This is a genomic window from Bradyrhizobium sp. NBAIM18 (assembly GCF_020193825.1).
In the GTDB taxonomy this organism is placed as follows: Bacteria; Pseudomonadota; Alphaproteobacteria; order Rhizobiales; family Xanthobacteraceae; genus Bradyrhizobium; species Bradyrhizobium yuanmingense.
Genome location: NZ_JADYVO010000023.1, coordinates 80,338 through 101,552 on the forward strand (window position 1 = coordinate 80,338; position 21,215 = coordinate 101,552).

Sequence of the window (21,215 nt, forward strand, 5' to 3'; positions counted from 1 at the left end):
AGTCATGCCCCGCGAAGGCGGGGCATCCAGTACTCCGAGACAGTGCCGTTAACCGAGAAGCCGCGGCGTACTATCAGTCCGCACCAGTGCGCAATTTGCGCACAAGGCGGATGATGACGCAATGGGTGTGGCGCGATCGAGCTATCACGCCACGTTCTGGTCGAGAATGTCCACGGCCTCGGCGAGGCTCACCGACACCAGCTGCGACACGCCGCGCTCGGCCATGGTGACGCCGAACAGGCGGTTCATCCGCGCCATCGTGATCGGGTTGTGCGTGATGATGATGAAGCGCGTGTCGGTCGAGCCGGTCATCTCGTGCAGGAGGTTGCAGTACCGTTCGACGTTGTGGTCGTCGAGCGGCGCGTCGACTTCGTCCAGCACGCAGATCGGCGAGGGGTTGGTCAAGAACACCGCGAAGATCAGCGCCATCGCGGTCAGCGCCTGCTCGCCGCCCGAGAGCAGCGACAGCGTCTGCGGCTTCTTGCCCGGCGGCTTGGCGATGATTTCGAGGCCGGCTTCCAAGGGGTCGTCGCTCTCGATCAGGTGCAGCGCGGCTTCGCCGCCGCCGAACAGCTCGACGAACAGGCGCTTGAAGTGGTCGTTGACGACGTCGAACGAGGTCAGGAGCCGCTCGCGCGCTTCCTTGTTGAGGCTCTGGATGCCCTGGCGCAGCCGCTTGATGGCCTCGACCAGGTCGTCGCGCTCGGTGACAAGGCCGGTGTGCTGGGTCTCGACCTCCCGCAGCTCTTCCTCGGCGCGCAGATTGACGGCGCCGAGGCGCTCGCGGTCGCGGCGCATCTTCTCGAGGTCCTCCTCGATCTCGTGCAGCGGCGGCAGTTCGGCGCCGGGCTCGAGCTCGGCAAGGCCGGCGACGGCCTGCGGCTCGACCTCGAGCATGTCGCGGATCTCGCGCTCGATGTCCTCGAGCCGGCGGCGGGCGCCTTCCATGCGCTCCTCGGCGCGGGCGGTGGCCTCGCGGGCGCTGGAGAGCGCCTCGAGCGTCAGCTTGGCGACGCGGTCGGTCTCGGCCATTGCGGTTTCCGCGGTGGCAAGTGCGTCGGCGGCCATGCGGCGGTCGTTCTCGGCGTATTCGATCTCGGTGATCAGCGCGCTGCGCTTCTCGGCGAACACGGCCGGGGCGTTTTCGAGCTCGCTGCGCTCGATCGTGAGCTCGGCGATACGGGCCTGGATGGTGTCGATGTGGGAGGTCGCGCTCTCCTTGCGGTTCTGCCACTCGGTGCGCTCGGCGAGGATCGCCTGCACGCGGCGGTCAGCGAGCTCGGCCTCACGTGCCAGCGCCTGCGCCTCGGCGCGGACCTGGGCGGCCATGCGGCGGCGGCCTTCGATATCGCTGCGGACGGCGCCGAGCTGGGTCTCGGTGTCCTCGCTCGACGGCAGCTCGCCGATGCCGGCCTGGGCGTATTCGTAAGCGGCCTCGGCTTCGGCGCGGTCGGCGGCAAGCCGGCTGTGCGCTTCCGACAGCGTCGCCTTGCGCGCGGCATGGCGGCTGATCTCGCGCTCGGCATTGGCGTGGCGCTCGCGCGCGACGTTCAGCTCGCGCTGGGCGGCACGCCAGGCTTCGCGGCTGGCGCCTTCGGTGCTGGCCGCCATCTGCAGCTCGGACTCGGCGTTCTCCAGCGCCTGACGCTTGATCTGCGCGTCGATGCGGGCCTGCTCCAGCTCGTTCTCGATGTCGACGAGGCGGGCACGTTCGGCGAGGCGCCGGGCGGCGCCAGTCGGGGCATGTGCTGCGGCGACAAAACCGTCCCAGCGCCAGACGTCGCCCTCAGGCGAGACCAGCCGCTGGCCGGTCTTGAGCTGCGACACCAGCTCGGCGCCGCGCTCGCGCGGGACGACACCGATCTGCGCGAGGCGACGCGCCAGCTCGGCCGGCGCCTGCACATGGTTGGAGAGCGGAACGGCGCCTTCGGGCAGCTCCGGATCTCCCTCAGTGTATCCGACATTGGTCCAACGCATCGGCGCGGACGGATCGATCGGCGCATCGAGATCGTCGCCGAGTGCCGCGCCGATCGCCTTTTCAAAGCCCTTGTCGACGGTGATGCCGTCGATGATCGGCGGCCACAGATTCTTGGTCTCGCCGTTGACGATCTTGGAGATCGTGCGCGCCTCGGTCTCGAGCCGCTGCACGCGCTTGTCGGCCTCGACCAGCGGCGAGCGCGAGGATTCCAGCGTCTGGCGTGCCGCGACATGCGCCGCTTCGCTGGCCTGCGCCGCAGCTTCGGAGGCGGCCAGCGTCCCTTCCGCCGTCTCGACCAGCGCGGTCAGCTCGTCGAGATCGCCGAAGCCGCCGGTTGCCTCGGTGAGCTTCTGCTCTTCCGCGGCGACGCTCGCGATCTCCTGATCGAGCCGGGCGAGCTTGTCGCGATGGGTGCGGACGTTGGCTTCGAGCTGGTTGCGCTTGGCGGTGAGGTCGGCGAGTGCGGTGGTGAGCTCGGCGAAGCGCTGCTCGGTTTCGGTCAGCACCGCCTCGGCCTCGGCGACGCGCTCGTCGACGCCGGAGCGCTTCTCGACGCGCGACTTGATCTCTTCCTTCAGCTCGGCGTCTTCGGCGTCGAGCCGTTGCAGCGCGACGTCGGCATCCATGGTCTGCTGCTGAGCACGGGAAATGTCGCCCTCGAACTGGGCAAGGCGGCGCTCGAGCTCGGTGACGCGCTCCTTGGCGCGCTCTTCCTCACGGTCGAGCTGCTCGCGGGCATTGGTCAGGCGCTGCAGGCCGGCCGCGGCGCGCGCTTCGGCATCGCGCAGCGCCGGCATCTCGGCGGCGCGGATCGCCTGGATGCGGGCGGCTTCGGCCTGGTGCTGGGTGCGCTCGGCCATCTCGCGCACGGCGAGATCGTGGGTCTGGCCGGATTCGTTGACGTCGGCATGGGCACCGACCCAGCGCAGGTGGAACAGCGTGGCTTCGGCCTTGCGGACCTTGGCGGCGACCTCGCGATAGCGCACGGCCTGGCGAGCCTGCTTCTTCAAGCCTTCCATCTGGCCGGAGAGCTGGCCGATCACATCCTCGACGCGGGTGAGGTTGGTTTCGGCCGCCTTCAGCCGCAGCTCGGCCTCGTGACGGCGGGCATGCAGGCCGGCAACGCCCGCGGCATCTTCCAGCACCCGGCGGCGCTGCTCGGGCTTGGCCTGGATGATCTCGCCGATCTTGCCCTGGTGAACGAGGGCGGGCGAGCGTGCGCCGGTGGCGGCGTCCGCGAACAGGATCTGCACGTCGCGGGCGCGCACGTCGCGGCCGTTGATGCGGTAGACCGAGCCCGCCTCGCGCTCGATGCGGCGGGAGATTTCGAGGATCTGGCTGTCGTTCATCGCCGCCGGCGCGGTGCGATCGGCATTGTCGATCGTCATCGTCACTTCGGCGTGGTTGCGCGCGGGACGGTTGCCGGAGCCGGCGAAGATCACCGCGTCCATGTCGGCGGCGCGCAGCGACTTGTAGGAGGTCTCGCCCATCGCCCAGCGCAGCGCCTCGACGAGATTGGACTTGCCGCAGCCGTTGGGGCCGACCACGCCGGTCAGGCCGGGCTCGATGACGAAGTCCGTTGGCTCAACGAAGGACTTGAAGCCGTGAAGGCGCAGGCGGGTGATTTTCATAAGCACGCATCTCTGTTGGCAGGCGCGAATCCCCCTGCCGGGACAATACCATGGAAGGCAATGTCGCTGTCTGGGTGAGTCGCGCGAGGCGCCTCATGCGGCTGGACAATGGCCGCGGTGCGCCGCGAGGGCAACCGGCGAAAGCCGCTTTTCCCAAGGGATTTATGCCGGGAAAGATACGGCTTTCGAGATGCGAATCAGGATCTTGACGAGCGAATCAGCTCTTCAGCAGCGGGTTGATCTTCTTGGCGAACTCCTCGAACGAGGTGTCGCCCTTGATCTTCTCGCCGTTGATGAAGAAGGTCGGCGTCGAATCCACCTTGAGCACGTCGCTGGCATATTTCTGGTCGGCGGCAATCTTGTCGAGCAGCGCCTGGTCCTTCAGGCAGGCCTCGACCTGCGCTTGCGTGAGGCCGGCCTGCTTGCCGATCCGCGTCAGGGTCTCGGTGGTGTTCTTCATCACCCAGTCATTCTGCTGGCGGAACAGCATGTCGGTGACCGCGAAGTATTTCGGCGCATCGTCCTTGGCGATGCAGCGCGACAGCATCGAGCCGGCGGCGGCTTTGATGTCGAGCGGGAACTCGCGGAAGATGTAACGCACCTTGCCGGTGTCGATGTATTCCGTCTTGATCTTCGGGAACACCTGCTCGTTGAAGGCGGCGCAGTGCGGGCACGTCATCGAGGCGTATTCGGTGATGGTGACGGCGGCATCCTTCGGGCCGAGCGCCATGTCGGGCAGAGACACCGGCTTGGCCACGTCGGCGGCCGACTGAGCCACCGCTTCCGTGATGAACCGCAGCGGCGAGAGCCCGGCGAACGCGGCAAGCCCGGTCAGCGACAGCATCGTGGTGAAGGCGCGGCGGGTGATGATCAAGGTCGGCTCCCGGGATTGGCAAGGTTCGCCCAAAGGACGGGTCAAGGTTTCCTGCTCGGACGGCCTGTCGCTAGCTTGAAACGTCGTTTGAGGCAATGGCGGGCGCTACGGACAGGTCCAGTTTGGCCGCGGAATGAGGCTCAATTTCGCTTGATGGCGGCCCCGAGGCGCGCCAGCGCGGTCTTCAGTTCTTCATCTTCGATCTCGGTCAGGTTCTCCGCCACCTTGGCGACGGCCTTGGGGTCGGGTGGGCCGGGCCGCTTCCGGGCCCGCGGCCGCGACAGGGGCGCCTGGCGGAAGGCCAGCTTGCCGACCGCGCTCCAGCCGAAGAAGCGGTTGACCCGCTCCAGGATCACGTCGGCCGAATGCTGGATCTCCAGCGCCATCGGCCCCTCGACCCGTAGCACCAGGGTTGCCGGCTCCTGCGGCTGACCCTCGACCGGCCGCGGCCATTGCATCTTGAGCGGCTCGGCATGGGCCGCGATCTCCGGCCCCGCGATCTGTGCCCACCGCGTCACCAGCTCGCGCGCCGCAAAGCCCTGCTTGGCATAGGCCTCGGCAAAGACGTCGTCGAGCAGGATCCCGAGCGGTTTGGCGCTGACGGGGCCGGGCTTGAAGATGGGGCCGGATTTGGACATGGGGCCTTATAGCACTTCGGACGTCGGGCCACAGACCCCGATGCCCGTTATGGCCGGGCTTGTCCCGCCTGCGCGGCCGAAGCCGCTTCGGCGAGGCGGAGGCCCGGCCATCCACGTTCTTCCTGCGAAGAAAGACGTGGATGCTCGCGACGAGCGCGGGCATGACGTGGAGGGGCCATTGCATTACCGCTACAGTGAGGAATGAGCCCCAGATCCGCACGCAAGCCGAAGCCGGAACCTTCTCAGCCGGAGACCTCATCGCGCCCGCTCGCGCTCCTGCAATGGTACGACCGCCATCGCCGCCGGCTGCCCTGGCGCGCCGCGCCGGGCGAGGCGTCCGATCCCTATCGCGTATGGCTCTCCGAGATCATGCTCCAGCAGACCACCGTGAAGGCGGTCGGCCCGTACTTCGAAAAATTCGTCGCGCGTTGGCCCGACGTCACAGCGCTCGGCCAGGCTTCGCAGGACGACGTGCTGCGGATGTGGGCCGGGCTCGGCTATTACTCGCGCGCACGCAACCTCCATGCCTGCGCGGTCGCGGTGACGCGCGAGCATGGCGGTGTGTTTCCGGATACCGAGGAGGGATTGCGCGCACTGCCGGGGATCGGGCCCTACACGGCGGCGGCGATTGCGGCGATCGCGTTCGACCGCCGCACCATGCCGATCGACGGCAATATCGAGCGCGTGGTGTCGCGGCTGTTCGCGGTCGAGGAGGAGCTGCCGCAAGCCAAGCCGCTCATCCAGCAACTGGCCGCGACGCTGCTGGCGGAGTCTCGCGCCGGCGACAGCGCGCAGGCGCTGATGGATCTCGGCGCCTCGATCTGCACGCCGAAGAAGCCGGCCTGCTCGCTGTGTCCGTTCACAGAGGACTGCACGGCACGCGCGCAGGGCACCCAGGAGACGTTCCCGCGCAAGGTACCGAAGAAGAGCGGGACGCTCAGGCGCGGCGCCGCCTTCGTGGTCACGCGCGGCGACGAGCTGCTCGTCCGCTCGCGGCCCGAAAAGGGGTTGCTCGGCGGCATGACGGAGGTGCCGTGCTCGGACTGGCTCGCCGGCCAGGACGATGCAACGGCGAAGCAGCAGGCGCCGCAGCTGAAGGGGCTGTCGCGCTGGCAGCGCAAGGTGGGCGTCGTCACCCACGTCTTTACGCATTTTCCGCTCGAGCTGGTGGTCTACACCGCGAAGGTGGAAGCCCGCACCCGCGCCCCTGAGGGCATGCGCTGGGTGCCGATCGCAACCCTGGCCGGCGAAGCGCTGCCGAATGTCATGCGCAAGGTCATCGCGCATGGATTGGGTTTCTAGAGCATGATCCTGCTGACAGCAGGCTGTCAGCAGTCTTGCGCTAACAGCGGGGCAAAGGAGATCTCGCATGGTCAAGACCGCGCTCGATAACTTCCCAAGGCCCCCATGCGCCGAGCTGCTCGGCTGGCGCCTGCTCGATGCCCGCCCGGAGGAGGGCTGGATCAAGCTTGGCTTCGACGGCAAGCCGGAGTTCTGCAACCCCGCGGGCTTCATCCAGGGCGGCATGCTCTCGGCTATGCTCGACGACACCATGGGTCCGGCGGTGCTGGTGATGAGCGAGGGCCGGCTCTACACCACCACGATCAGCATGACCGTGAATTTTTTGGCACCCGCAAAGCCCGGTCCGATCACCGGCGAAGCCAGGGTCACGCAGCTCGGCAAGACCATCGCCTTCGTCGAAGCCAAGCTGATGGCAGAGGACGGCACCGTGCTGGCGACGGCAAGCGCCAGCGAGCGATTGTTGGAGGCGGCGAGGGTGGTGAAGTGAGGCGGGCACCGCGCTCTCGCTCCCTCTCCCCGTTCTTACGGGGAGAGGTGAAGCGAAGCGCGAGTCGCGAGATAATTGACCAGACCCTCACGCCCCAGCGCGCGCGTCCTTGCTTACGATCGGCGGCTTCGCATTCAGCGCCTCGACCTGAAATCCCGCAACGCGCTTGTAGTTGGCGGCGATGTCTTCCAGCTCCTGCTGCGATAGGACATCGGTGACGACCTTGTACCCGTCTGGCGCGCGCTCCTCGACCAGCTGCATCACCTGCTCGGGACCATTCTTGCGGTTGAGCAGGACGAGGTCCGTGGTCGCGGGTCGCCGCTCGGCTTCATAGGCGAGCAGTGCCGCCTGCGTCGGACCGTGCGCCAGGATCTCGCGGGTGATGACGCGCGAGTCGAGGATCGCCTGCGAGGCGCCGTTCGAGCCGATCGGGTACATCGGATGCGCGGCATCGCCCATCAGCGTGACGCGGCCGAAGGTCCATTGCGACACCGGATCGCGGTCGACCAGCGGATATTCGTAGGCGTGCGGGCAGTTCCTGATCAGGGCGGGCACGTCGAGCCAGTCGAACGTCCAGCTTTCGAACCAGGGCAGGAATTCTTCCAGCCGCGCGGTGCGGTTATAGTCCTCGCGCCGCCACTGATAGGTCGGAGGCATGTGGCGCTCGGCGACCCAGTTGATCTGGTGGTTGCCGTTGGCGTCCGCTTCTTTCGAGATCGGATAGCAGACGAATTTCAGGATCTCGTGGCCGGCCATGATCATGCTGCGGCCGGTGAGGAAGGCTTTGGCCGGCGTGACGCCGCGCCAGAGGATGCGGCCGTTCCAGATCGGCGGGCCTTCGTTCGGATAGAGCTTTTCGCGCGCGGCGGAATGGATGCCGTCGGCGGCGATCAGGATCGCGCCCTCGTAAGTGCCGGCGGCCTTGCCGGTCGCCCTGTCGACGAAGTCGGCGCGCACGCCGCCCGCCGTCTCGGTCCAGCCGGTCAGATGGTGGCTGGTGAGGATGTTTTCGCGGCCGAGCCGCTCGAGCGCGGTGTCGAGCAGGATCTGCTGCAGCGTGCCGCGATGGATCGAGAATTGCGGCCATTTGTAGCCGGCCTCCAGGCCGCGCGGCTCGCTCCAGATCGGCTTGCCGTGCTTGGAGAAATAGGCGAGCTCGCGCGTCCGCACGCCGCTGGCGTCCAGCTTGTCCAGCAGGCCGAGCTCGATCAGCTCGCGCACCGCATGCGGCAGCACGTTGATGCCGACCCCGAGCGGCTTCAGTTTCGCGACGCTCTCGAACACTTTCACGGGAACGCCGATTTGATGCAGGCTGAGCGCAAGCGTGAGCCCGCCGATGCCGCCACCGGCGATGAGTACCGTCATGAGAAAACCCCTCCGATGGAGGCGTCTTGGCACAGCCGGGCGGCCGTGGGCAACTGCGAACAGGCCGCCTATGGACGGCGCGGCGGAGGACCGTTAACCTCCGGTTTTCCCCATGAGGTCCGACATGCTCAAGCTCTACTACGCCACCGGCACCTGCGCGCTTGCCACCTACATCACCCTGGAAGAGGCCGGCGCCGACTACACGGCTGAGCGGCTGAGCTTCAAGGACAACCAGCAGAACAGCCCGGACTATCTCGCCATCAACCCAAAGGGCCGGGTGCCGGCGCTGGTCACCGACCGCGGCGTCCTGACCGAGACGCCGGCGATGCTGGCCTATCTCGCGCAGACCTTCCCCAAGGCGAAGCTCGCGCCGCTCGACGATCCCTTCGACTTTGCCCAGGTGCAGTCGTTCAACTCCTATCTCTGCTCGACCGTGCACATCAACCACGCCCACAAGATGCGCGGCGCGCGCTGGGCGACGGAGGAGAGCTCGTTCGCCGACATGAAGGCGATGGTGCCGAAGACCATGGGCGCCTGCTTCAAGCTGATCGAGCAGAAGATGTTCAAGGGACCGTGGGTGATGGGCGATCAGTACACGATCTGCGATCCCTATCTCCATACGCTTTCGACCTGGCTCGAAGGCGACAGCGTCGACATCAATGCGACGCCGAAGATCGCCGATCACTTCAAGCGCATGTCCGATCGCCCCGCGGTGAGCAAGGTAATGGCGGCGCAGAAGGCGTAGGAGCGCAGCTGTTGTGGGGTGGGTTAGCGCAGCGTAACCCACCTCTTCTGTCGCTGCGGAAACCAAAGTGGTGGGTTACGCCTTCGGCTAACCCACCCTACGAGAGCTTGCTACGGGAGTTTCCGCCTGGCTTGCTCCAGCTCCCGCCCTGTCTCCAGCATCAGCCGCCGCAGCCAGATCGAGCCGGGGTCCATCTGCGCGCGTGTCGGATGGAACATGAACTGCTCGTCCATCCCGGGATCGAACGGCGGCGTCACCGTGACGAGGCCGAGTTGCTTCGACAGCGCGGCGATCAGCCGGCGCGGCACGAAGGCGACGAGATCGGTTCTTGCTGCGACGTGCAAGGCTTCGAGATAGCCCGGCACGACTAGCGAGATATGTCGCTCGATGCCTTTGGCTCGCAGCCAGGTGTCGATGAGATCCTGCGGGTGGCCGCGGATGATCACGCCGACATGGCGGGCGGCCAGGAACGCCTCGCGCCGCTTCAGCTTCGCTCCGACGGGATGGCCGCGCCGCACCGCCAGCGCGTCGCTGTCGGTGTAGAGCAGCTGGCGATGAAAGCCCTTGAAGGCATTGCCGATCGAGATCACGAGGTCGATGGTGCGGGCGAACTCGGCGTGGAAGATCGCAGGTCCCCGCCACGGCACCACGTCGATGCGGACGTTGGGGGCAAGGCGCGTCACTTTCGCCATCAAGGGCGGCATCAACAGCTCGACCGCGAGATCAGGCATCATCAGGCGGAACTGCCGCTCGCTGCGCGCGGCATCGAAGTCATCGGGCACGAACAGCCCGCGGACCTGGTCGAGCGCCTGCGCCAGCGGCGCACGCAGGGCCAGCGCCCGCGGCGTCAGCTCCATCCGTACGCCCGTGCGCACCAGCAGCGGGTCACCGAAGATGTCGCGCAGGCGCTGCAATGCGTGGCTCGTGGCCGGCTGTGACAGGCCAATCCTCAGGGCCGCGCGGCTGACATTGGTTTCGCGGAGCAATGCGTCGAGCGCGGTCAATAGGTTGAGGTCGAGCGTTTTCAAATTCATGAGGTGAATAGATATCATATTTCCTATCGATTTGAAGAATGACGTTGGCCCGGCGATGATTTCCGCGTTGTCACCACGAGGAGATGCCGCCATGAACGCGAGCGCCAACAAGAAACTGCTGCAGGATATCTTTGCCGCGGCCGCCAATCCCGATCCCGCCGCGCGCGACCGCGCCCTGTTCAGCGCAAGTCTCGCCGACGACGCCAAATGGGTCGTCACCGGGCAATATACCTGGTCGCGCACCTTTGCCGGCAAGGAGGCGATCCTCAAGGATCTGCACGGTTATGTCCGCACGCGGTTGCGCGACCGCACGCGTACCGTCGCCCATCGCTTCATCGCCGATGGCGACATCGTGGTGGTCGAAGCCAAGGGCGATAACGTCACGCCCGAGGGCGCGCGTTACGACAACGATTATTGCCTCGTGTTTCGCCTGGAGGACGGCAGGATCAAGGAGATTCGCGAGTACTGCGACTCCATGCTGACCGAGAAGGCGCTCGGCCCGTTTCCGCAAGCCCCCGCGAGGGCCGCGGGCTAACGGCTTGGACGAGGTCGCGTCCACCGGCCGCTCCTGTTCGTCACGGCCCGCGATGTTTGTGCGGGCCTGCCGGGCGCTGCTGGAACTCATGCAGGCCCGGCGCGAGCGGTCTCGGGTCCGCTGCCAGCTCGCGGCCATGACCGAACGCGAGCTTCAGGATTTCGGGATGTCCCGGAGCGAGATCGAGCACGAGCTCAGAAAGCCGGTTCGGCGGAAATGAACGGAGTGGACCCCCGATGTCTCGCCTCTCGCCGTGCCAAGGCCGGCGGAACTATTGCGTGCCGCCGGCGTTCCCTCGGTTGCCGGGCGCGCCGCGCCCGCGGCAACCTGCGTTCTCGGGAATTTCATGCTGGCTGGGGCTTCGGACGTTTCAACGCAGGGAGGCCGCAGCTTCTCCGGACTGCGCGAACGACTAAGAGACGCAACGTCGGCCGCGCACCGCGACCTCGACGCGCAGCTATCGGCGTTCGATCTGACCGAGCTCTCCGGCTATCGGCGCTTTCTGCAAGCCAGCGCCGGCGCCTTGCTGCCGCTCGAGACGGCACTCGTCGAGGCCAACGTCAGCAGGGCTTTCCCGGACTGGCCGGAGCGGTCGCGAAGCGTGGCAATCCTGGCTGATCTCGAGCGCCTCGGCAGCGCGGTGCCGAGGCTGGTGTCGGTACCCCCACTGACGCGCAGCGGCGTGCTGGGCACGATGTATGTGCTCGAAGGCTCCCGTCTCGGGGCAAAATTCCTGCTGAAGATGGTCGCGGATTCCGCCAATCCGCGCATCCGCGAAGCTGTCGCCTATCTCAGTCACGGCACCGGCAGGCGGTTTTGGCAAAGTTTCCTGGCGAAGCTTGCAATCGACGAGCGTTGGGATGAAGACGAGGCGATCGCGGCGGCCCACATCGCCTTCGCCGCATTCGAGCAGGCGGCGGACCGGTCATGAACCAGGCCGTCAATCTCACCAATTGCGATCGCGAGCCGATCCACATTCCTGGCAGCGTGCAGCCGTTTGGCTTCCTGCTGGCCGTGCTCTCGGATTTCACGATCTGCATGGCGTCGGACAACGTCGAGAGCTTCCTTGGAACGGATGTTGCCGACCTGCTGCAGCGGCCGCTGTCGGGCGTGATCTCCGGGGCGGCGGTTGAAACGATCCGCAGCCGGGTCGATCATCTCGGCGGTCCGGATGCGACCGAACGCCTGTTCGGCGTCGAGCTGCAGCCCGGCAAGCCACTCTTCGATCTTTCGATTCATCTCTCCGGCGTCTATCTGATCATCGAGGCGGAGCCGAGCGTCGACGAGCCCGGCGTCAATTCCGGCGAGCTTGTGCGCTTGATGCTCGAACGGATCCGCAAGACGCGCGGAATGGCCGATCTGGCGCGCGAGGCGGCGCGTCAGCTCAAGGTGCTGACCGGCTTCGACCGCGTCATGGTCTATCAGTTTCACCCGGACGGGTCCGGCGAGGTGATCGCCGAGACGGCGGAGGCCGGGCTCGAATCCTTTTTCGGCCTGCGTTACCCTGCATCCGACATCCCAAGGCAAGCGCGCGCGCTCTATCAGCGCAACTGGCTGCGCATCATCGCCGACGTCGACGCGCGGCCTGCCGCGCTGATGTCCACGGCCACGCACAATGCGGGACTGCTCGACCTGTCGATGAGCGTGCTGCGCTCGGTGTCGCCGATCCACATCGAGTATCTGCGTAACATGGGCGTTGCCGCCTCCATGTCGGTGTCGATCCTGCGTGACGGCAAGCTGTGGGGCCTGTTTGCTTGCCACCATTATTCGCCGCGTTACATTTCGTTCGACAAACGCACGGCCTCCGAGCTGTTCGGTCAGATGTTCTCGTGGATCGTGGAAGGCCGCGAGCGCGAGGGTGACGTCGCCTATGAGGCCCGCGCGCATCAGGTCCAGGAGCGATTGATCGAGATCGCGGCCTCGCACGACCACAGCCGGCGGGCGATCGTCGATTTCCTGGGCGACTACCGCAAGATGATCGAGTGCGACGGCGTCGCAGTCTGGTCCGATAACACCATCGCGCTCGAGGGCGAGACCCCGACCGAAGACGAGGTGAAGGATCTCGTCGCCTTCATCAACCGGACTTCGCCGGGCCGGATCTTCGCCAGCGCCGAGATCGCCCAGGTCTACGCCGCCGGCCAGGCCTTCCGTGACCGCGCGGCGGGCTTTCTCGCCATCCCGATCTCGCGGACCCCGCGCGATTGCCTGATCTTCTTCCGCCGCGAAGTCACGCGATCGGTGAAATGGGCCGCCGATCCCAACAAGGTCCACGACGAAGGGCCGCACGGGCCGCGTCTCACCCCGCGCAAGAGCTTCGAGCTATGGCAGGAAACGGTGGCGGGGCAGTCGAAGCCGTGGTCGGCGGCCGATATCCGCATCGCCGAGAGCCTGCGCGTCACGCTGCTGGAGGTGATCCTGCAACTGTCCGACCTCGCCGCGCGCGAGCGCCGCGGGGCACAGGAGCGGCAGGAACTGATGATCGCCGAGCTCAATCATCGCGTCCGCAACATCCTGAGCCTCGTGCGCGCCCTGGTGGCGCAGAGCAAGGAGACTGCGACCGGCATCGAGGAGTTCGCCAGCGTGCTCGGCGGCCGCATCCAGGCCCTCGCGCGCGCCCACGACCAGATCACGAACCTGAACTGGGCACCCGTCGCGCTCCGCACCCTGGTCGAGTCCGAGGCCGGCGCCTATCTCGGTGCGCGCGCAGACCGGGTGAAGATGGGCGGTCCGGACGTCGCGCTCGATCCAAAGGCGTTCGCGACGCTGGCGCTCGTCGTTCATGAGATGATGACCAATTCCGCCAAGTACGGCGCGCTTGCCGATTCCACCGGCAGTGTCGAGGTGGTCTGGCGCCTCGACCCGTCTTCCAGCCTCGTCATCGAGTGGAAGGAGAGCGGCGGTCCGCCCGTGCAGCCGCCGGCGCGGCGCGGCTTCGGCACCACCATCATCGAGCGGTCGGTGCCGTTCGATCTCAAGGGCGATGCCGAGATCCGTTTCGACCTCCTGGGCGTCCAGGCGAAGTTCGTCATTCCGCCCAACTTCGTCCAGCTCGTCCCATCCATCGCGGGAGCCGCCATGCGTATCGAGGAGCAGCAATCTGCCCGTCCACGGATTTCCGACACGGCCCTGATCGTGGAGGACAACCTGATCATCGCGATGGCCGCGGAGGTCATCCTGCTCGACCTCGGCGCCCGCCACGTCGACACCGCCGCAACCGTCGACCAGGCACTGCGCTCGATCGAGCGTTCGCGGCCGAGCTTTGCCCTGCTCGATCTCAATCTCGGCAGCGAGAGCAGCATCAAGGTGGCGCAGAAGCTGAAGGAGATCGGGGTGCCCTTCATCTTCGCGACCGGCTATGGCGAGCGCGCGCCGATCCCCGAGCAATTGGCCTCCGCGCCGGTGGTCCAGAAGCCCTACACGCTGGAAGTGGTCGAAAATGCACTCGGCAAGTTGCAGCAGGCCGGCGCCCAATAGGCATCCCCTGACGAACAGCATGCATCGGCGTGCATGGCACAGCGGATTCGCATGCGGCTTTGCATAGCTGCCGCCAAAATCGGCAGATTTGGTGCGGGTCGAGATCGGGCGCGCGAGGAATTTGAAGGTTCAATTAAGAAGTGTCCCCCATTGTGTCGCGGTGCAGCGTAGGCCGCCAGGGTGCGGCGTGCGGCTGTCGGAGTGGCCGTGACGATCGCCGGAGTCGTTCGGCCCCTCGAATTCACATGCATCTGGGTGGACAGTGGGAATGCCGAAATTTCGTTTGCGGATCAGGGGACGCCTGTACGCAGGCTTCATGGCCCTGGTGGCGGTGGGTGTCGTGATGGCGGTGGTTGCCGTCTGGAATTTGCGGGACGTGCAGGATCAGGTCGCAAGACAATCCGCCCTCTCGGACAGCACGGCGCGGGTGCTGGAAATATCGGCCCATCTGCAGGCGATTCAGCGGGCCAATTTGCGCTACGTCTACGACGGCAGCGAGTCCGCAATGAAGGAAGCGCAAGAGCGCGAGACCGCGGCGAGCGAGCTGCTCCGGATCGGCGCTCTGGGGGCGCTCTCCGAGGAGCGGCGCGCTCTCTACAACGGCCTGATCGACGAGATCGCGAAAATGCGACGCCTGCGTGACAATCTCGGCGACGCCGTCAACGAGACGAGAACGGGCAAGGCGACGCTGCTGCCGAGTGGCGAGGACCTGGCCACCAAGACGAACAAGCTCGTCGACGTGGCGCGCGCCGCCGTCGATGAAGATACCGCCTCCCTCGTCGCCGATCTCGAATCCCGAATCCTGCTCGTGAGGATCGTAAACTGGCGTTTTCTGGCCCTTCGCGATGCGCAGGGCCCTGCGACCTTCAGGGCGAGCATCGACAGGGCATTACAACGGCTCGGGGCACTCGAAAAGAGCCCGCAGGCGGCGGCGTTGCGCGCCACGCTGGCGCCGGTGAAGACCTCGCTTGAAACCTACAAGACGGCGTTCGAGACGACCTCCGCAGCGATGCTTAAAGCGGACGAGATCTACCACAAGAGCCTCGCGCCCCTCATCGTCGACAGCATCGGCAAGCTCAAGGTGGCGGAAACGACGCTGAAGGAGGACTACCAGGCATCGCGCACCACCGCCGAGGCCGTGATCGCGGGAACGACGACCGTGCAGGAGATCGCCGGCGGCCTCGCCATCCTGTTCGGAGGCATCGTCGCCTTCCTCATCGCCCGCAGCATCGTCGGTCCGCTGACCTCGATGACGCAGGCGATGGGGCGGCTTGCCGGCGGCAATCTCGAGGTCGAGATTCCCGGCCGCGGCAGGGCCGACGAGATCGGCGACATGGCCAAGGCGATCCAGGTCTTCAAGGACAACATGATCGAGACCGAGAGCATGCGCGCCGAGCAGGCCGAACTCGAGGCGCGGCAGGCCGAGAACCGCAGGAAAGACATGGCCAGGCTCGCCGATCAGTTCGAGCAGGCCGTCGGCGAGATCGTCAACACGGTGTCGTCGGCATCGGGCGAGCTCGAAGCCTCCGCCGGCACGTTGACCACGACTGCCGCGCGCGCCCAGGACCTCTCGACAGAGGTCGCTAGCGCTTCGCAGGAGGCCTCGGCCAATGTGCAGGCGGTCGCCTCTGCGACCGAGGAGCTCTCCTCCTCGGTCTCCGAGATCGCCCGTCAGGTGCAGGAATCCGCCCGCATCGCCACCGAGGCTGTCGGTCAGGCGAGCCGGACCAACGAGCGCGTCGGTGCGCTCTCCAAGGCCGCCGCGCGGATCGGTGACGTGGTCGAGCTGATCAGCACCATTGCCGGCCAGACCAACCTCTTGGCGCTGAACGCCACGATCGAGGCGGCGCGTGCGGGCGAAGCCGGCCGCGGCTTTGCCGTGGTCGCTACCGAGGTCAAGGCGCTCGCCGAGCAGACGGCAAGGGCCACCGGCGAGATCGCCCAGCAGGTCTCCGGCATCCAGGCCGCGACCGAGGAGTCGGTCGGTTCGATCCGGGAGATCAGCGGCACCATCGAGCGGCTGTCGGAGATCGCCTCAACGGTCGCCGCGGCCGTGGAGCAGCAGGGCGCGGCGACGCAGGAGATCTCCCGCAACGTGCAGCAGGCGGCCCAGGGCACGCAGCTCGTCTCGTCCAACATCGGCGACGTGCAGCGCGGCGCCTCCGAGACCGGCTCGGCGTCCTCGCAGGTGTTGTCGGCGGCGCGCTCGCTCTCGGCCGACAGCAACCGGTTGAAACAGGAGGTCGCCAAGTTCCTGAGCTCGGTCCACGCCGCCTAAAGCATGATCCGGAAAAGTGTGCAGCGCTTTTCCGAAGAGATCATGCTTGAACAACAACCTAAAGCGCGATGACGCTTCATCCTGATCGCATCGCGCTTTAAAGTCTCAATCGAGGCCACGCGCATGCGCGTGGCCTCGAATAGCGGTGCGGCGCGATCAAGCCACCTTGGTCGTCATGTGCTTGAACATGTTGGCTCGCGCTTCGTCGTCCATCTCGGCCTTGAAGGTGAACTTGTCCTTCAGGGCGATGGCGCGCGCCGCCGCCGGGCGCGCCGAGATCTCGTCGACCAGCCGCTTCACATTCGGGTATCGCGCAAAGGCGTCGTCGCCGAGCTTGAACGGCACCATCCGCGCCCAGCCCCACAGCGCCATGTCGACGATCGAATAGCTGTCGCCGACCATGTAGCGGCGGTCCTTTAGGTGAGCGTCGAGGATCTTGTAGTGGCGGTCGGTCTCGTACTGATAGCGGTTATGGGCGTAGTCGTGGTTCTGGTCCTTCGGCGCGAAATGCTTGAAGTGCACGGCCTGACCGGAAAAGGGCCCGACGCCGCTCGCGACGAACATCAGCCAGGACAAGAGCCCGGCGCGGTTGGAGGGGAGGAATTTGCCGGTCTTCTCGGCGAGATAGAGCAGGATGGCGTTCGAATCGAACACGATGGTGCCGCCATCGTCGATCGCCGGCACCTTGCCGTTCGGATTGATCTTGAGGAATTCCGGCGTGAACTGCTCGCCCTTGCGGGTGTCGATCTTCACCGGCTCGAACGGCAGGCCGGATTCTTCGAGATAGAGCGCGACCTTGGTCGGGTTCGGTGATCCATTGAAATAGAACTTGAGCATCAAGCATCTCCCCGGTGTGTATTGCCGCGCGGACGCGGCGTCGTTGGGCGAGCCTGTCTTGCCTGAACCTCGCTCGAGAGAGCAACCGGCGAGTTTGCCGGGCGGTGTCTGCGCGCTACGCAGATCAGGCGGCGTAACAGAGGCCGATTGCCGCCGCGACGACCATGGCCGCGCCCACGGCCTCCAGCCGCAGGCCGAGCCGCGCTGCGAGATGCATGTCGGAGGCCCGCGCCGCGCGCTCTGACCCGCGCGCATAGCCGTGAACGATAACGTCGTGGTTGAAAGTATCGTGCGCCTCGTTGCTGCTGGCGAGCCCGACGCAGATCACGAGAACGCCGAACAGCGCCAGGCCGAAAAACCCGAGCAGCGCGATCAGGAACATCGGAAACATCCCGATCAGGAAGATCGGCAGCAGCGGCACCAGCAGCAATGTCTCGGACTGTCGTCGCATGGGAGCCCAACCGGTCGGGAGGGGGCTAATGGAGCGAATCTAGTCCTGGCTGCCGCCTCATTCAAGACGCCATAGGGTGGGCAAAGCGAAGCGTGCCCACCAAATCTGCATGTCCGGGAGAGATGGTGGGCACGGCGCGAGAGTTTGCCCACCCTACGAACGCGGAGGAAGCTACTCCGCCGCCATGCCGGCGCGGATCTCGGCGCGCAGCTCGTCGATCAGCTTGAGGCCCTTCTTGGTCTCGACGTGCCAGAAGGTCCAGCCGTTGCAGGCCTGCGCGCCTTGCGCCACCGCGCCGATGCGGTGGATCGAGCCGACCTTGTCGCCGAGCATGATGGCGCCGTCGGCGCGCACCAACGCGCCGAGCTTCTTCTTGGCGTCGAACAGCTTGGTGCCGGGCATGATCATGCCGCGCTCGATCAGCTCGGAGAACGCAACGCGCGGCGCCTCGCGCGCGGTCATGAACGGGGCAAGGCTCTCTTCCGGCAACGGCTCGACCCTGGCGATGCGCGCTTCGGCCGCCTTGGCGTAGGTCTTGTCGCGCTCGAAGCCGACATAGGAGCGGCCGAGGCGTTTGGCGACCGCGCCGGTGGTGCCGGTGCCGTTGAAGGGGTCGATGACGAGATCGCCGGGCTTGGACGACGACAGCAGCACGCGCGCAAGCAGGCCTTCCGGCTTCTGCGTCGGATGCACTTTCTTGCCGTCGGCGCCCTTGAGGCGCTCCTCGCCGGTACAGAGCGGGATCAGCCAGTCGGACCGCGCCTGCACGTCCTCGTTGGCGGCCTTCAGCGCCTCGTAGTTGAACGTGTAGCCCTTGGCTTTCTCGTCACGCGCGGCCCAGATCATGGTTTCGTGCGCGTTGGTGAAGCGGCGGCCGCGGAAATTCGGCATCGGATTGGTCTTGCGCCAGACGATGTCGTTCAGCAGCCAGAAGCCGAGATCCTGCATGATGGCGCCGACGCGGAAGATGTTGTGATAGGAGCCGATCACCCAGATCGTTGCCGACGGCTTCATGGCGCGGCGTGCGGCGAGCAGCCAGGCGCGGGTGAAATCGTCGTAGGCGGCAAACGAGTCGAACTTGTCCCAGTCGTCGTTGACGGCATCGACATGGGATTCGTCGGGACGCTTGAGGTCGCCCTTGAGCTGCAGATTGTAGGGCGGATCGGCGAACACCAGGTCGACGCTGCCGGCCTGCAGCTTCGACATCTCGGCGACGCAATCGCCGACGATGATGCGATGCGAAGGGGACTCAAAATTTGTGCGGGGCGCCCTTGCAGACGCCCCGCGACGCGACTCTACCATGACTCAAGAACTCTGACTCAGGCGACGCTGTCGGCGACGCGGGACCAAACAACCGACTGACCGTTACATTGAAGGGGCAAAGTAAAAATCGACTTAATCCGCCGCTTTCGTGAGCAGTCCTCGCATCGTCGTTCGTGCATGAGTTGTCGTGCGCATTCCCCTTGTTTTGCAGTGTATTTCGCACTTGCGCGGCTCGCTGGATCGATCGTGGCGGGAAAAAGGCCGTAAATTTCTCTCGGAAAAAACTGCTCGGCCCTCGGAAAAATTTGCTGGCATCGACAGGCTGTCGCACTAGGCAATTTTTGCCGGCCACGATATTGATAAAGGCAACGGAAATTTTACGTATGTGGCGCGTTGAGCTTTCGCGTTTCTGTGCGCCGTCGAAACTTGAATCAGGGACCCCAAGGGAAAGGCCGCCATGCGCTACGATGACTTCCGCCGCAGCGACGACATCGAGGATCGTCGCGACGAAGGTGGTGGCTTTGGCGGCGGCGGAGGCGGCGGGTTCGGCCTGCCGATGGGCGGCGGCGGGCTCGGCATCGGCACCATCATCATTCTCGGCCTGGTCGGCTACGCCTTCGGCATCGATCCCCGCATCCTGATCGGCGGCGCCGAGATCCTCTCCGGCGGCGGCCATGCGCCGACCTACCAGACCGATCGTCAGGCCTCCTCGGGCAAGCGCGGCGCGCCGACCGACGAGATGGGCAGCATGATCTCCGGCATCCTCGGCGAGCTCGACGACCGCTGGAGCGAGATCTTCCAGGCCAACGGCCAGTCGTACACCGGTCCGAAGATCGTGCTGTTCCGCAACGCCACCAATGGCGGTCGCTGCGGCATGGCGCAATCGGCCATGGGGCCGTTCTATTGTCCGCCCGACCGGACCATCTTCCTCGACACCGCCTTCTTCCGCGAGGTCGAGACCCGCTTCCGCGGCTGCTCCGGCAAGTCGGCGTGCAATTTCACCACCGCCTACATCATCGCGCACGAGGTCGGCCATCACATCCAGAATCTGCTCGGCATCATTCCGCGCGTGACGCGGCTGCAACAGCAGGTCGGTTCGAAGGCCGAGGCCAATGCGCTCCAGGTCAAGGTCGAGCTGCAGGCCGACTGTCTGTCCGGCGTCTGGGTCAACCGCGAGGCGAAGAAGCGTCCGAACTTCCTCGAGCCCGGCGACATCGAGGCAGCGCTGACCACGGCGAGCGCGATCGGCGACGACACGCTGCAGCGCCAGGCCACCGGCCGCGTCGTGCCCGACTCCTTCACCCACGGCTCGGCGGCGCAACGCAAGCAATGGTTCATGATCGGGTACCAGCAGGGCACGGTCCAGGCCTGCAACACGTTCGGTGCAGGGGCGTTGTAAGGAAGGCTCGTGCCCCCGACGCAGCGCAGCGCTCCTTCAGCGGTGCGCTGCAGAGCCGGGGCCTATATTGCCGGTTGCCCAAGCCTCTGAAGTGGGTCCCGGCTCTGCGGCGCGGCGCTGATGCGCCGCACCTTGTCCGGGACACGAAAGACGCAACATGGCCTCCATCGACGAATCCAAACAATTCATCCCGCTCAACATTGCGGTGCTCACGGTGTCCGACACGCGCGCGCTTGCGGACGACAAGTCCGGCCAGACCCTCGCCGATCGTCTCACCGCTGCGGGCCATCATCTCGCCGCGCGCGAGATCGTCACCGATGATGTCGAGGCGATCCGCGCCGTGATCCGCCGCTGGATCGCAGATCCCGGCGTCGACGTCGTCATCACCACCGGCGGCACCGGCTTCACCGGACGCGACGTCACGCCGGAGGCGATCGAGCCGCTGTTCGAGAAGCGCATGGACGGCTTCTCGATCGCATTCCACATGCTGAGCCACGCCAAGATCGGGGCGTCGACGATCCAGAGCCGCGCCACCGCCGGCGTGGCGGGCGCGACCTACATCTTCTGCCTGCCGGGCTCGCCCGGCGCCTGCCGCGACGGCTGGGACGGCATCCTGGCGGCCCAGCTCGACTACCGCACGCGCCCCTGCAATTTCGTCGAGATCATGCCGCGGCTGGACGAGCATCTGCGCCGGCCGAAAGCGCAAGGCGCGACGGTGTGATGCGCGTTGTTGCGGATGATGTCAGCTGATCGATGCACGGACTTCATCCTTCTCCCCTTGCGGGAGAAGGTGGCGCGATGTCCAGACCGGATAGATGGGTAACACAGTAGACCGGATGGATGGGTAACAGTTCTCTATCGGCTGGGAGGATCAGCCGATGCCTTGGCGAGAGAGCTGTGCGATGGACCAGCGGATTAGCTTCA

General features: G+C 66.1%; 18 protein-coding genes. 10 read left to right on the forward strand and 8 right to left on the reverse strand.

Features of this window, described 5'->3' with window-relative positions:
- Window positions 1-144 precede the first annotated feature (144 nt).
- The 3 genes from smc to I6F17_RS32410 all read right to left on the reverse strand — a co-directional run bounded on the left by smc (window position 145) and on the right by I6F17_RS32410 (window position 5,121).
- A complete protein-coding gene (smc, locus tag I6F17_RS32400; protein WP_225130925.1) occupies window positions 145-3,609 on the reverse strand; it encodes a chromosome segregation protein SMC in 3,465 nt (1,154 codons plus the stop codon).
- A 217-nt stretch (window positions 3,610-3,826) separates the two neighbouring features.
- On the reverse strand, window positions 3,827-4,483 hold the full coding sequence (locus tag I6F17_RS32405) for a DsbA family protein (RefSeq protein WP_225130926.1): 657 nt from the start codon (window positions 4,481-4,483) through the stop codon (window positions 3,827-3,829).
- A 140-nt stretch (window positions 4,484-4,623) separates the two neighbouring features.
- Window positions 4,624-5,121: a DciA family protein gene (locus I6F17_RS32410; RefSeq protein ID WP_225152257.1), complete on the reverse strand. Its 498-nt coding sequence runs from the start codon at window positions 5,119-5,121 to the stop codon at window positions 4,624-4,626.
- 201 nt (window positions 5,122-5,322) lie between these two features.
- Between I6F17_RS32410 and mutY the strand changes: the two genes are divergently transcribed.
- Window positions 5,323-6,423, forward strand: coding sequence for an A/G-specific adenine glycosylase (gene mutY / locus I6F17_RS32415; protein WP_225132104.1), 1,101 nt, complete (start codon window positions 5,323-5,325; stop codon window positions 6,421-6,423).
- Between the two features lie 67 nt (window positions 6,424-6,490).
- Window positions 6,491-6,910: a PaaI family thioesterase gene (locus I6F17_RS32420; RefSeq protein WP_036037203.1), complete on the forward strand. Its 420-nt coding sequence runs from the start codon at window positions 6,491-6,493 to the stop codon at window positions 6,908-6,910.
- Window positions 6,911-6,997: 87 nt separating this feature from the next.
- On the opposite strand, the gene I6F17_RS32425 is transcribed toward I6F17_RS32420, so the two are convergent.
- Complete coding sequence (locus I6F17_RS32425; protein ID WP_225132103.1) at window positions 6,998-8,275, reverse strand: flavin-dependent oxidoreductase; 1,278 nt, start codon at window positions 8,273-8,275, stop codon at window positions 6,998-7,000.
- Between the two features lie 124 nt (window positions 8,276-8,399).
- On the opposite strand from I6F17_RS32425, the gene I6F17_RS32430 reads away from it, so the two are divergent.
- Window positions 8,400-9,020: a glutathione S-transferase family protein gene (locus I6F17_RS32430; RefSeq protein WP_036037235.1), complete on the forward strand. Its 621-nt coding sequence runs from the start codon at window positions 8,400-8,402 to the stop codon at window positions 9,018-9,020.
- Window positions 9,021-9,130: 110 nt separating this feature from the next.
- Here I6F17_RS32430 and I6F17_RS32435 read toward each other — a convergent pair whose 3' ends face one another.
- On the reverse strand, window positions 9,131-10,054 hold the full coding sequence (locus tag I6F17_RS32435; protein WP_225132102.1) for a LysR family transcriptional regulator: 924 nt from the start codon (window positions 10,052-10,054) through the stop codon (window positions 9,131-9,133).
- A gap of 91 nt (window positions 10,055-10,145) precedes the next feature.
- Between I6F17_RS32435 and I6F17_RS32440 the strand changes: the two genes are divergently transcribed.
- The 5 genes from I6F17_RS32440 (at window position 10,146) to I6F17_RS32460 (ending at window position 16,341) form a co-directional block, all read left to right on the forward strand.
- Entirely contained in the window at window positions 10,146-10,589 is a 444-nt protein-coding gene (locus tag I6F17_RS32440) for a nuclear transport factor 2 family protein (RefSeq protein ID WP_225132101.1), read from the forward strand.
- 4 nt (window positions 10,590-10,593) lie between these two features.
- Window positions 10,594-10,809: a DUF1127 domain-containing protein gene (locus I6F17_RS32445; RefSeq protein ID WP_225132100.1), complete on the forward strand. Its 216-nt coding sequence runs from the start codon at window positions 10,594-10,596 to the stop codon at window positions 10,807-10,809.
- 54 nt (window positions 10,810-10,863) lie between these two features.
- Window positions 10,864-11,520: a biliverdin-producing heme oxygenase gene (locus I6F17_RS32450; RefSeq protein WP_346769976.1), complete on the forward strand. Its 657-nt coding sequence runs from the start codon at window positions 10,864-10,866 to the stop codon at window positions 11,518-11,520.
- Window positions 11,517-14,063: an HWE histidine kinase domain-containing protein gene (locus I6F17_RS32455; RefSeq protein ID WP_225132098.1), complete on the forward strand. Its 2,547-nt coding sequence runs from the start codon at window positions 11,517-11,519 to the stop codon at window positions 14,061-14,063. Before I6F17_RS32450 ends, I6F17_RS32455 begins: the two co-directional genes overlap by 4 nt.
- 268 nt (window positions 14,064-14,331) lie before the next feature.
- Window positions 14,332-16,341 carry a methyl-accepting chemotaxis protein gene (locus I6F17_RS32460; protein WP_225132097.1) on the forward strand — a complete coding sequence of 670 codons (2,010 nt, stop codon included), beginning with the start codon at window positions 14,332-14,334 and terminating at the stop codon, window positions 16,339-16,341.
- A gap of 156 nt (window positions 16,342-16,497) precedes the next feature.
- Here I6F17_RS32460 and I6F17_RS32465 read toward each other — a convergent pair whose 3' ends face one another.
- The 3 genes from I6F17_RS32465 to I6F17_RS32475 form a co-directional block, all read right to left on the reverse strand.
- Window positions 16,498-17,178: a glutathione S-transferase family protein gene (locus tag I6F17_RS32465; protein ID WP_225132096.1), complete on the reverse strand. Its 681-nt coding sequence runs from the start codon at window positions 17,176-17,178 to the stop codon at window positions 16,498-16,500.
- A gap of 124 nt (window positions 17,179-17,302) precedes the next feature.
- Window positions 17,303-17,629: a hypothetical protein gene (locus tag I6F17_RS32470; RefSeq protein WP_036037226.1), complete on the reverse strand. Its 327-nt coding sequence runs from the start codon at window positions 17,627-17,629 to the stop codon at window positions 17,303-17,305.
- Window positions 17,630-17,800: 171 nt separating this feature from the next.
- Window positions 17,801-18,931 (reverse strand): site-specific DNA-methyltransferase, encoded by a 1,131-nt coding sequence (locus I6F17_RS32475; RefSeq protein ID WP_276573294.1) that lies wholly within the window; start codon window positions 18,929-18,931, stop codon window positions 17,801-17,803.
- Between the two features lie 418 nt (window positions 18,932-19,349).
- On the opposite strand from I6F17_RS32475, the gene I6F17_RS32480 reads away from it, so the two are divergent.
- Window positions 19,350-20,291 carry a neutral zinc metallopeptidase gene (locus tag I6F17_RS32480; RefSeq protein WP_036006315.1) on the forward strand — a complete coding sequence of 314 codons (942 nt, stop codon included), beginning with the start codon at window positions 19,350-19,352 and terminating at the stop codon, window positions 20,289-20,291.
- A 157-nt stretch (window positions 20,292-20,448) separates the two neighbouring features.
- Entirely contained in the window at window positions 20,449-21,012 is a 564-nt protein-coding gene (moaB, locus tag I6F17_RS32485) for a molybdenum cofactor biosynthesis protein B (RefSeq protein ID WP_225132094.1), read from the forward strand.
- The last annotated feature ends 203 nt before the right edge of the window (window positions 21,013-21,215 follow it).

What these genes read in the sequence shown, in the direction of transcription:
- smc (WP_225130925.1), bottom strand. Translation starts at nt 3,609, where the DNA reads ATGAAAATCACCCGCCTGCGCCTTCACGGCTTCAAGTCCTTCGTTGAG.
- I6F17_RS32410 (WP_225152257.1), bottom strand. Translation starts at nt 5,121, where the DNA reads ATGTCCAAATCCGGCCCCATCTTCAAGCCCGGCCCCGTCAGCGCCAAA.
- mutY (WP_225132104.1), top strand. Translation starts at nt 5,323, where the DNA reads ATGAGCCCCAGATCCGCACGCAAGCCGAAGCCGGAACCTTCTCAGCCG.
- I6F17_RS32420 (WP_036037203.1), top strand. Translation starts at nt 6,491, where the DNA reads ATGGTCAAGACCGCGCTCGATAACTTCCCAAGGCCCCCATGCGCCGAG.
- I6F17_RS32425 (WP_225132103.1), bottom strand. Translation starts at nt 8,275, where the DNA reads ATGACGGTACTCATCGCCGGTGGCGGCATCGGCGGGCTCACGCTTGCG.
- I6F17_RS32430 (WP_036037235.1), top strand. Translation starts at nt 8,400, where the DNA reads ATGCTCAAGCTCTACTACGCCACCGGCACCTGCGCGCTTGCCACCTAC.
- I6F17_RS32435 (WP_225132102.1), bottom strand. Translation starts at nt 10,054, where the DNA reads ATGAATTTGAAAACGCTCGACCTCAACCTATTGACCGCGCTCGACGCA.
- I6F17_RS32440 (WP_225132101.1), top strand. Translation starts at nt 10,146, where the DNA reads ATGAACGCGAGCGCCAACAAGAAACTGCTGCAGGATATCTTTGCCGCG.
- I6F17_RS32455 (WP_225132098.1), top strand. Translation starts at nt 11,517, where the DNA reads ATGAACCAGGCCGTCAATCTCACCAATTGCGATCGCGAGCCGATCCAC.
- I6F17_RS32460 (WP_225132097.1), top strand. Translation starts at nt 14,332, where the DNA reads ATGCCGAAATTTCGTTTGCGGATCAGGGGACGCCTGTACGCAGGCTTC.
- I6F17_RS32465 (WP_225132096.1), bottom strand. Translation starts at nt 17,178, where the DNA reads ATGCTCAAGTTCTATTTCAATGGATCACCGAACCCGACCAAGGTCGCG.
- I6F17_RS32470 (WP_036037226.1), bottom strand. Translation starts at nt 17,629, where the DNA reads ATGCGACGACAGTCCGAGACATTGCTGCTGGTGCCGCTGCTGCCGATC.
- I6F17_RS32475 (WP_276573294.1), bottom strand. Translation starts at nt 18,931, where the DNA reads ATGGTAGAGTCGCGTCGCGGGGCGTCTGCAAGGGCGCCCCGCACAAAT.
- I6F17_RS32480 (WP_036006315.1), top strand. Translation starts at nt 19,350, where the DNA reads ATGCGCTACGATGACTTCCGCCGCAGCGACGACATCGAGGATCGTCGC.
- moaB (WP_225132094.1), top strand. Translation starts at nt 20,449, where the DNA reads ATGGCCTCCATCGACGAATCCAAACAATTCATCCCGCTCAACATTGCG.